Origin of the sequence: Bradyrhizobium sp., assembly GCF_016462955.1 — a bacterium.
In the GTDB taxonomy this organism is placed as follows: Bacteria; Pseudomonadota; Alphaproteobacteria; order Rhizobiales; family Xanthobacteraceae; genus Bradyrhizobium.
Window position 1 is genome coordinate 11,310 of record NZ_JAEMSD010000031.1, and the last position, 9,746, is coordinate 21,055.

Annotated in this window: 11 protein-coding genes; 9 read left to right on the forward strand and 2 right to left on the reverse strand. The window is 64.6% G+C overall.

The annotated features are described in order from the left end of the window. Both JHD07_RS05815 and JHD07_RS05820 read right to left on the reverse strand, forming a co-directional pair. On the reverse strand, positions 1-1,226 hold a 1,226-nt coding region (locus JHD07_RS05815; protein WP_291619981.1), incomplete at its 3' end, for an ABC transporter permease/substrate-binding protein. Further along, positions 1,223-2,005, reverse strand: a complete 783-nt coding sequence (locus JHD07_RS05820; RefSeq protein ID WP_291619946.1) for an ATP-binding cassette domain-containing protein — start codon at positions 2,003-2,005, stop codon at positions 1,223-1,225. The genes JHD07_RS05820 and JHD07_RS05815, both read right to left, overlap by 4 nt. Positions 2,006-2,284: 279 nt before the next feature. Here JHD07_RS05820 and JHD07_RS05825 point away from each other — a divergent pair, with 279 nt between their 5' ends. The 9 genes from JHD07_RS05825 to JHD07_RS05865 form a co-directional block, all read left to right on the forward strand. Continuing rightward, on the forward strand, positions 2,285-3,103 hold the full coding sequence (locus JHD07_RS05825; protein ID WP_291619948.1) for an ABC transporter ATP-binding protein: 819 nt from the start codon (positions 2,285-2,287) through the stop codon (positions 3,101-3,103). Further along, on the forward strand, positions 3,103-3,891 hold the full coding sequence (locus JHD07_RS05830) for an ABC transporter permease (protein WP_291619950.1): 789 nt from the start codon (positions 3,103-3,105) through the stop codon (positions 3,889-3,891). The genes JHD07_RS05825 and JHD07_RS05830 overlap by 1 nt, the downstream gene beginning before the upstream one ends. A gap of 101 nt (positions 3,892-3,992) precedes the next feature. Next, positions 3,993-4,529, forward strand: a complete 537-nt coding sequence (locus JHD07_RS05835) for a DUF305 domain-containing protein (RefSeq protein WP_291619952.1) — start codon at positions 3,993-3,995, stop codon at positions 4,527-4,529. Between the two features lie 11 nt (positions 4,530-4,540). Continuing rightward, a complete protein-coding gene (locus tag JHD07_RS05840; RefSeq protein ID WP_291619954.1) occupies positions 4,541-6,010 on the forward strand; it encodes a YncE family protein in 1,470 nt (489 codons plus the stop codon). A gap of 39 nt (positions 6,011-6,049) precedes the next feature. Further along, positions 6,050-6,568: a sigma-70 family RNA polymerase sigma factor gene (locus tag JHD07_RS05845; RefSeq protein WP_291619956.1), complete on the forward strand. Its 519-nt coding sequence runs from the start codon at positions 6,050-6,052 to the stop codon at positions 6,566-6,568. Next, positions 6,565-7,338 (forward strand): anti-sigma factor, encoded by a 774-nt coding sequence (locus JHD07_RS05850; protein ID WP_291619958.1) that lies wholly within the window; start codon positions 6,565-6,567, stop codon positions 7,336-7,338. Before JHD07_RS05845 ends, JHD07_RS05850 begins: the two co-directional genes overlap by 4 nt. Before the next feature lie 233 nt (positions 7,339-7,571). Beyond that, positions 7,572-8,597 (forward strand): ABC transporter substrate-binding protein, encoded by a 1,026-nt coding sequence (locus JHD07_RS05855; protein WP_291619959.1) that lies wholly within the window; start codon positions 7,572-7,574, stop codon positions 8,595-8,597. 26 nt (positions 8,598-8,623) lie between these two features. Then, positions 8,624-9,328, forward strand: a complete 705-nt coding sequence (locus tag JHD07_RS05860) for an NUDIX hydrolase (protein WP_291619961.1) — start codon at positions 8,624-8,626, stop codon at positions 9,326-9,328. Positions 9,329-9,422: 94 nt separating this feature from the next. Further along, on the forward strand, positions 9,423-9,746 hold a 324-nt coding region (locus tag JHD07_RS05865; protein WP_291619963.1), incomplete at its 3' end, for an ABC transporter substrate-binding protein.

Sequence of the window (9,746 nt, forward strand, 5' to 3'; positions counted from 1 at the left end):
GTCCGGAAGGACAGCCCGTAAGCCTTTTGCAGGGCCGCCCATTCGGGCCGCGAGAAGAATTCGTAGTCGCCGGCAATCGACAGACTCGATGCGTATGCGGCGAGGTCGGCGATGGTGCGAATGCCAAGCGCCTCGGCGCGCTTCTTCGGCATCACCAGCGCATAGGCGTTCTCGAAGCCGAGCTCGCCGAGCAGGGTGATGTTCTCCTTCGCAAGCGCCGTCTTCAGTTCCGCAATCAGCTCCGTGCGCGGCTTGATGTCGGTGCGATGCAGCTGGTTGGCCCAGAGCGTGCCGGAATAGTCTACATAGAGATCGATGTCGCCTGCCTTCAGCGCTTCGAAGATCACGCTCGAGCCGAGGCCGGAGCGTGCCGTCGCTGACAGGCCGGCGGCCTGGAGACGGTCCCTGATCAGCGCGGACAGCACGTATTGCTCGGTAAATGTCTTGGCGCCGACCAGGTAGCCCTGCGAGGAGCGGCCCATTGTCGGCACCAATGTTGCGGCGACGAGAGCGACGATCCCGACGCCGCCGAGCGCTGCGCGCAGACGGCTGCGACGACGCAGGCCGTTCTCGATCAGGCCAAGCAGTTGATCGACGGCGAGCGCGAGCACGGCCGAGGCCAGGCAGCCGAACAGCACGAACACCCAGTTCTGGGTCTGCAGCCCGGCGAAAATGTAGTTGCCGAGGCTGGTCTGCCCGATCGGGGTCGACAGCGTCGCGGTGCCGATCACCCACACCGCGGCGGTGCGGACGCCCGCCATCATCACCGGCAGCGCGAGCGGCAGCTCGACCATGAGAAGCGACTGCCGGGCGGTCATGCCGACACCCTTGGCGGCCTCGATCAGCGCGGGATCGATGCCGTTGAGGCCGGTGATGCCGTTGCGCAGCACCGGCAGCATCGAGTAGAGCGCAAGCGCCAGCATTGCCGGCAGGAAGCCGAAGGCGGAGAAGGAAACGCCGAACCAGGTCAGCGCGATCGAGGCTGCCGCGAGCAGCAGCGGATAGAACAGCGCAAGCAGCGCCAGTCCCGGCACGGTCTGCACGATGCTGGCGAACGCGAGCAGCACGCCGCGCGGCGCCGGGCGATTGCGTGTGAGGATCGCCAGCGGCAGGCTGACGGCGAGACCGAGCGCCAGTGCGGCAAGGCTGACCTGCACATGGTTGCCGAGGTAGTCGGGCAGATGCGCCAGCGCCTCGCCCCAGCGTGGATTGGTGAGGAGGCTCATGCCGCACCGCTCTGCGGCAATAGCGCATTCAGCCGCTCGGCCTGGCGCCGCGGCGTGCGCAGCAGTTCCAGCACGTAGTCGTCTCCGCTCCTGACGAGCTCATCGGGCGTGCCCTGCGCGAGCAGCTGCCCGCCGCGCATCACGGCGATGCGGTCAGCGAGCAGGATTGCCTCCGTCATGTCATGGGTGATCATCACGGTGGTCAGCCCCAGCTTGCGATGCAGCGAGCGATAGTCGTCGCCGAGCGCATCGCGGGTGAGGGGATCGAGCGCGCCGAACGGCTCGTCCATCAGAACGATGCGAGGCCTTGCCGCGAGCGCCCGCGCCACGCCGACGCGCTGGCGCTGACCGCCCGAGAGTGCCTCCGGCAAACGGTTGCGATGTGCCGCGCGGTCGAGCTGCACCAGCTCCAGCAACTCGTCGACACGGGCTGCGATCGCAAGTGCCGGCTCGCCCAGCAGTTTCGGCGTGATCCCGATATTGTCGGCGACGCTCAGATGGGGAAACAACCCGCCGCTCTGAAAGACGTAGCCGATCCGCCGCCGCAGCGCGACCGGATCGACGCGTCGCACGTCCTCGCCCTCGACGGTGATGGTCCCGCCATCGGCCTCGATCAGCCGGTTGGCGAGCCGCAGCAGCGTTGTCTTGCCGGAGCCCGAGCCGCCGACCACCGCCAGAAACTCGCCCTCGGCAATGTCGAGCGAGACGTCGTCGACGGCCGCGAGTGAGCCGAAGCGCTTGGTGACGTGCTGGTAGCTGATCGCCAGCTTGGAAGACATCGCAGGTGAGCTCTCTTTATCTCTTTCCCTCCCCTGGAGGGGGAGGGTCGATCGCGCGCAGCGCGAGCGGGATGGGGTGATCTCTCCACGCGGGCAGTATTCGACGCGGAGAGACCGTCACCCCACCCCGGTTCGCATTCCGCTTCGCTTCATGCGCACCGACCCTCCCCCTCCAGGGGAGGGTAAGAGCGCGGCAGGCTCATGCGTAACACGCTTGGCGCCTTGATTGAACTTGGCAGCGCGAGCGGCTAAGCAGCAGGCGCAATTCGGAGGAAGCACATGTCGACGCCCACGGCGGTGGCGCTGGAAGATGCCAAGGTCGCGTTCCGCCTCGGGGACGGGCGGGTCTATACGGCAGTGGAGAAAGCTCATCTCGCGGTGGCGCCGGGCGAATTCGTGGCCATTGTCGGGCCGACAGGCTGTGGCAAATCGACATTGCTCAACGTTGCCGCGGGACTGCTCAAGCCCGCGGCGGGCAGCGTCAGGATTTTCGACCGGCCGCTCGCGGGGCTCAATCGGGATGCCGGCTATCTGTTCCAGGCGGATGCGCTGTTCCCCTGGAAAACCGCGCTCGACAATGTCGCGATCGGGCTCGAGATCAAGCGCACTCCGCGCGCTGAAGCGCTGTCCCGGGCCCAGCAATGGCTGACCTCCGTCGGCCTCGGTGCGTTCGCTGGCCGGTACCCTCACATGCTCTCCGGCGGCCAGCGCAAGCGCGTGGCGCTGGCGCAGGTGCTGATCCGCGACCCCAAGATCCTCTTGATGGACGAACCGTTCGGTCCGCTCGATGCGCAAACCCGCCAGGTCATGGGCAATCTGCTGCTCGACCTCTGGAGCGCCGACCGCAAGGCGGTGCTGTTCGTCACCCACGACCTCGAAGAGGCGATCGCGCTCGCCGACCGCGTTGTGATCATGTCGGCCGGGCCGTCCTCGCGCATCATCGGCGACTGGCGCGTGAACCTCCCGCGTCCGCGCGACATCTTCGAGGTGAGGCTCGACAAGGAGTTCCACGAGCTGCATCGCGAGATCTGGGGCGTGCTGAAGGACGAGGTGATGAAGGGCTACGCGCAATCCACCCAGGCGGCGGAGGCGGTCTGATGTCGCGCCCGACGCTGTTCGCGCTGCAGATCCTGGTCGCCGTCGTCGGCATCGTGCTGTGGCAGGTGCTGACGACCGTGCCCGTGTTCGGCAAGATCCTGCTGCCGCCGTTCTTCTTCTCCAATCCGTACGACGTGTTCAGCCAGATTGTGAAATGGTTCGCCTCCGGCGTGATCTGGAAGCATCTCGGCATCACGCTGGCAGAATCGCTTCTCGCCTTCGTGATCGGTTCGTTCGGCGGCGTCCTGGTCGGCTTCTGGTTCGCGCGCCAGCCGCTGGTGGCCGCGGTATTCGACCCCTATGTCAAGATGGTCAACGCGCTGCCGCGCGTAGTGCTGGCGCCGATCTTCGCGCTGTGGCTTGGGCTCGGCATCTGGTCCAAGGTCGCTCTCGGCGTGACCTTGGTGTTCTTCATCGTCTTCTTCAACGTCTATCAGGGCGTCAAGGAAGTCAGCCGCACCGTGCTCGACAACGGGCGCATGCTCGGCATGAGCGAGCGGCAATTGATGCAGCACGTGTATTGGCCCTCGGCGCTGTCCTGGATGTTCTCCTCGCTGCACACCTCGGTCGGCTTCGCCGTGGTCGGCGCGGTGGTCGGCGAGTATCTGGGCTCGGCCGCAGGCCTCGGCTATCTGATCCAGCAGGCGGAGGGCGTGTTCGACGTCGGCGGCGTGTTCGCGGGCATGTTCGTGCTGTCCGCCTTCGTCATCCTGATCGACTACGGCGTCACGCTGGTGGAGCGCAGGCTGCTGGTGTGGCGGCCGGCTGCGTCGGACGGGCGTGGATAGGCCGCCTCGTTGCGCGCTGACATTTATGTGATCGGCGGGCCGGAATAGAACGCGCGGCCGCGCGTCAAACCCCCATGCGACCACCCGCATGGGAGTTCTTGATGTACCCGTCACAGTTTCGCTGCGCCGTAGCGGCGCTCTCGGCCAGATGTCGATGGCCCAGGTCCGGATTCGGCGCGGCGTTCCTCGCCGCGCACATTCTCGTCGCGTACGCGGTGCCTCCGCTCGCGTTCGCGCATGAGTCCCATCCGGCCAGCCCGCCAGCTGCGCTGAGCACGGAGGAACGTGCCTTTCTGGAAGAAAATGAAGCCGCCATGACCAAGATGATGAACAACATGGCGGTCAAGCCGACCGGCGATGTCGATCGCGACTTCGTCGCGATGATGAAACCGCATCATCAGGGCGCGATCGACATGGCGGTCATCGAATTGCGCTATGGCAAGAACGAGCAGCTGCGGCGCATCGCCCAGGAAATCATTGTCGACCAGATGCAGGAGATCGCGGCGATGAAGCTCGCCATAGGCGAGCCGGCCACGGACACCGCACCTGCTCCGACGCAACCAGCATCCGCTCCGGTGGCCAACGTTCATCGTCATTCGGGCATGCAGATGGATATGCCTGCTGGAATGAAGAAGTAGGAGCTACAGACATGAACGCATCGAAATGCAGGGTTGTGAGAAGCATTTTCCTGGCCGCCACGATGCTTGCAGGCGGATCCGCTGCATGGGCGGGGCAGGCACCGGGCGCGCTGTCGGCCCCCGATATTCCGATCAGCCACCACGACCGCGTTTACGCCGCAGAACAATTCTCGAATACGGTTTCGGTCACCGACCCCGTCGACAACAAGCTGCTTGGCGTGATCCGGCTGGGCGACCCGCAACCTGGGAATTTCAGCCCGCTCTACAAGGGCCAGGTCCTCGTGCACGGCATGGGCTTCTCACCGGATCACAAGACGCTCGCCGTGGTCTCGATCGGTTCGAACTCCGTGAGTTTCATCGACACCACGACCAACACCGTCAAGCACGTGACCTACGTCGGGAGGTCGCCACACGAGGCGTTCTACACGCCGGACGGCAAGGAGGTGTGGGTAACCGTCCGTGGCGAAAACTACATCTCCGTCATCGACCCGACCAGCTTCAAGGAGAAAACCCGCATCACGACCCCGAACGGGCCCGGCATGCAGATTTTCTCACCCGACGGCAAGTATGGCTACATCTGCTCGTCCTTCAATCCCGAGACCGACGTGGTCGCTGTTGCCGAGCACAAGATCATTGCGAGGGTGAAGCAGGAGAGCCCATTCTGCCCGAACATCGCGGCGACGCCGGATGGCAATCAAGTGTGGTTCACGTTGAAAGACGTGGGCCGGACCCAGGTGTTCAACGCGAGGCCGCCGTTCAATGCGATCAAGACCATCGAAACCGGCCCGATCACAAATCACGTCAACTTCGCGCATACGCCGAAGGGCACGTTTGCCTATGTCACTGTCGGTGGCCTGAACGAAGTGAAGGTATTCCGCACCGACGACTTCTCGCAGGTCGCGACGATCCCGGTCGGTAGTCTTCCGCACGGTGTGTGGCCGTCCGGCGACGGGACCCGCATCTATGTCGGGCTGGAGAATGCCGACGCGCTTGCGGCTATCGATACGGCAACCAACAAGGTCATCGCCAACGTTCCGATCGGCCAGGCGCCGCAGGCGATCGCCTATGTCCCGAACGCCGCGCCAAACCCGGATGACCGCCAAAACCTGCAGGCTCTCGGCCTTGCCGGCCAGGTTGCTCATCTCGCGCTTGTATCGAAGGGTGGTGCGGGGGGCGGCCAGGCGCCGACCAGCGTGTCGCTGTTCGATCAGGGCTTGATACAGGTCCTGCAAGCTTCAGTGACGGGACTTCAGCCCAGGCAGAAATATGTGCTGGCGCTGGCGGACCATGGCGACGGAAGCGGGCCACTGCAGCCATTGGCGGCGTTCATGACCAATCCGGCCGGATCGGCCATCGTCAACGCGACCGGTCCGATCCGGCAGATCGTCGACCAGTCTGCCGCGGCAGCCAAGCGATATCTGGTGATTGCGTCCGGCGACGCGGCCATGCCGGGCGAAGTCATTCAAATCGAGGCGCGATGACGTTCGGCGGGCTTCAACCGAGATGAGGCGGAGCGCGTCATGAAGGATATGCTGGTTCAGGTCGAGCCGCTGATTCCCGCGCTCCGCCGCTATGCGCGTGCGCTCACGCGCGATCGCGCGGCGGCTGACGACCTTGTCCAGGACTGCCTGGAGCGCGCCGTCAGCCGCTGGCATCAGCGGCGCGATGGCAGTGTCCGCGCCTGGCTCTTCACCATCCTCCACAATCTGGCGATCACGCAATTCCGCCAGGCTACGGCGCGGGGAAGGCATATGCCGATCGACGATGCGGATGAGCAAGTGCTTGTCAGCGCGGCGGCGCAGGAACAAAGACTGATCTACCAAGACGTCCTGAGCAAGCTTGCGCGACTGCCCGAAGAGCAACGAGCGGTCTTGCTGCTGGTCGCGGTCGAGGATCTCTCCTACGCGGATGCTGCAAAAGTTCTCGGCGTTCCCGTGGGCACCGTGATGTCGCGCCTGTCGCGCGCACGGGAGCGGTTGCAACAGGAGATGGATGCGGTGGGGCCGAGGAACGTCGTCGCATTGCGGAGCTTGAAATGAACCAGCGGCCGATCACGGAAGATGATCTCCACGCCTATGCGGACCAGGCGCTCGAGCCCGAGCGTCGCGCCGAGGTCGCATCCTATCTGGACGAGCATCCGGATGTCGCCAACCGCGTTGCGGGCTTCGCCAACCAGCGCGAGTTGCTGCGTGGCGCGCTCGCGTCAATCGCCGACGAGCCATTGCCCGCGGAATTAAACCTGACACACATCATCGAGAGCCGGAAGCGCCGTCCCCTGCGGGCGTGGCGGGCAATCGCTGCGATGTTGCTTCTGGGTATCGGAGGCCTCGGCGGATGGACCATGCGCAGCGTACTGCAGGATAGCTCGAACGGACTATCCGCGTTGGCCCACGAAGCAGCCTATACTTATGGCGTTTACGCACCGGATCGCGTGCGACCGGTCGAGATACGGGCGTCAGACAGGGCAGAGCTCACGCAATGGATATCCAATCGGCTGAAACAACCGGTCAAGGTACCGGACCTGTCCGTCTCGGGCTATCGGCTGATGGGCGGGCGCCTGGTCGCTACCTCGCACGGTCCGGCCGCGATGTTCATGTACGACGACGATCGCGGCGATCGTCTCGTGGTACTGACGCGTCCGATGAGCGGCCGTAATCAGGATGCGCCGATGATGCCGCAGTCGTCCGGCGACGTCGCAGGTTTTGCCTGGATAGATGACGGCCTTGGCTATACCCTCGTCGGCCAGCTTCCGACAGACACCCTCAAGCCGATCGCGAACGAGATCCGGAAGCAGGCGCGCGCGATCTAGCGGCGAAATTCACGAAACGGGCCCGCGCATCGGCGCGGGCCCAATCGCGAGGGCTCAATCCGGCAGCGTGACGTCGTCAGGCGCCTGCGGCGGCGTCTAGATCTTCCCCATCGGGAATTGCTCTTGTCCGGGCACGCTATTGCGCCGAAAGGCCGATGGCCAGCGCACTCCGGCGGTGCTTCTCAATCCGGTCCCGCTGCTCTATGGTGCCGCCGGCCGAACGGAGGAAACCAATGAAGAACACGATTGCCAGGCTCGCCGGCGCGCTGCTCGCGCTGATGCTCACCACGTCGCTTGCGGCGGCGCAAAGCAAGGTGACCATTGCGGTCGGCGGCGGCTCCTGCCTGTGCTATCTGCCGACGGTGCTGGCCAAGCAGCTCGGCGAATACGAGAAGGCCGGCCTGAATGTCGAACTGGTCGACCTCAAGGGCGGATCGGACGCGCTGAAGGCCGTGCTCGGCGGCAGCGCCGACGTCGTCTCCGGCTATTTCGACCATTGCGTCAATCTCGCCGCCAAGAAGCAGGAGCTTCAATCCTTCGTGGTCTATGACCGCTATCCCGGCCTCGTGCTGGTGGTCGCGCCCTCGCGCACCAACGATATCAAGTCGGTCAAGGATCTCGCCGGTAAGAAGGTCGGCGTGAGTGCCCCCGGTTCCTCAACCGACTTCTTCCTCAAATACATGCTCAAGAAGAACGGGCTCGATCCCACCAGCGTTGCCGTGATCGGCGTCGGCCTTGGCGCCACTGCGGTCGCCGCCATGCAGCAGGGCCAGATCGATGCGGCCGTGATGCTCGATCCTTCGGTGACCGTGCTCCAGGGCAGCTACAAGGATCTGCGCATCCTGTCGGACACCCGCACCCAGAAGGACACGCTCGAGACCTTCGGCGGCGAGTATCCGGGCGGCGCGCTCTACTCGACCGCGGCCTGGATCAACGGTCACGAGAAGGAGACGCAGGCGCTGACCAATGCCATCCTCGCCACGCTCGCCTGGATCCATTCGCACAGCCCCGAGGAGATCATGGCGAAGATGCCGGAGGAGACGGTCGGCAAGAACAAGGATCTCTACCTTGCCGCATTGAAGAACACGATCCCGATGTATTCCGAGACCGGCAAGATGGACCCGAAGGGCGCCGACGCCGTGCTTGCGGTGTTCAGCGTCGGCTCGCCCGAAGTGGCGAACGCGAAGATCGACGTCAGCAAGACCTTCACCAACAGATTCGTCGAGCAGGCCAGGAAGACCACGGGGAGCGCCAAATAGCCGATGCGAAGGTGCAGCCAGGCGTCATGACGTTACCGGTCATCCATCGCGTCACGACGCTTGACCTTGCCGTGCGCCCGATCCCGTGGCCGTTCGCCGACGAACGCCGCGCCGAGATCGCGGCGCATTTCGCCGAGAAGCAGCGCGAGCGGCCGAAGATCTGGAACGGGCGCGTCCTGCTCGGGCGCGACGCCGTGTTCAACGATGGTCACCTGACGGCGACCTATTTCCAGACCGATTTCGCGAGCTTCCTCGCCTGGCGGGACTGGGGCTTTCCGGACAAAGCCGTGTTCAACGGCTTCGGCATGGGCGCGCTGCGCGCCTCCGACGGCGCTTTCATCATGGGCGAGATGGCGCCGCACACCGCCAATGCTGGCCGCATCTATTTCCCTTCGGGCACGCCGGACCTCGACGATGTGAAGGATGATGTGCTCGACATTCCCGGCAGTGTCGTCCGCGAGCTCGGGGAGGAGACCGGCCTGACCGCGGCCGACTACAGGATCGAGCCGGGCTGGCATTGCGTCGTCTCCGGCCCGACGATTGCGATGCTGCAGGTCATCAACCTGGATGTGCCGGGCGAGGTGGCCCGCGCCCGGATCGAAGCCAATCTCGCGCGCGAGGCCGAACCGGAATTATCGGCCATTCATCTCGTGCGCGACATGGGCGATCTGAGGCCGTCCATGCCGCGATTTGTCACGGCCTTCGTCGAGCACCAGTTCGCCTCGCGCTGATGCGCGAGGCTTGACATCGTCGCGCGCAGCCCATGTGATGGGCAATAAGCAAAAGCAATAAGAATGCGATGCACAATCGTCCAGGGAGGTTTTGATGCGCCTGCGCATGGCTGCCCGTTTGGTACGTGGGTTGTTGGTCGCCGTATCGGCGACGGGCTTGGCGGTGTCCGCCGAGGCTCAAGAGAAGAAGCTCAAGATCGGCGTCATCTATGATCTGACCGGGCCGCTCGCCGGCGGCGGTTCGGAGCTGCAATATACCGGCGCCAGGATCATGCTGGATCAGTACAGCGCGAAGGACGTCGAGGGCTACAAGATCGAGGCGATTTATGCCGATGCCCAGAGCAAGCCGGACATCGCCATCAATGAAGCGATCCGCTTGATCGAGCAGGAAAAGGTCGACATGCTGCTCGGCTTCTTC

Coding starts and splice junctions, on each gene's coding strand:
- JHD07_RS05820 (WP_291619946.1), bottom strand. CDS start 2,005: ATGTCTTCCAAGCTGGCGATCAGCTACCAGCACGTCACCAAGCGCTTC.
- JHD07_RS05845 (WP_291619956.1), top strand. CDS start 6,050: ATGAAGGATATGCTGGTTCAGGTCGAGCCGCTGATTCCCGCGCTCCGC.
- JHD07_RS05840 (WP_291619954.1), top strand. CDS start 4,541: ATGAACGCATCGAAATGCAGGGTTGTGAGAAGCATTTTCCTGGCCGCC.
- JHD07_RS05830 (WP_291619950.1), top strand. CDS start 3,103: ATGTCGCGCCCGACGCTGTTCGCGCTGCAGATCCTGGTCGCCGTCGTC.
- JHD07_RS05835 (WP_291619952.1), top strand. CDS start 3,993: ATGTACCCGTCACAGTTTCGCTGCGCCGTAGCGGCGCTCTCGGCCAGA.
- JHD07_RS05860 (WP_291619961.1), top strand. CDS start 8,624: ATGACGTTACCGGTCATCCATCGCGTCACGACGCTTGACCTTGCCGTG.
- JHD07_RS05850 (WP_291619958.1), top strand. CDS start 6,565: ATGAACCAGCGGCCGATCACGGAAGATGATCTCCACGCCTATGCGGAC.
- JHD07_RS05855 (WP_291619959.1), top strand. CDS start 7,572: ATGAAGAACACGATTGCCAGGCTCGCCGGCGCGCTGCTCGCGCTGATG.
- JHD07_RS05825 (WP_291619948.1), top strand. CDS start 2,285: ATGTCGACGCCCACGGCGGTGGCGCTGGAAGATGCCAAGGTCGCGTTC.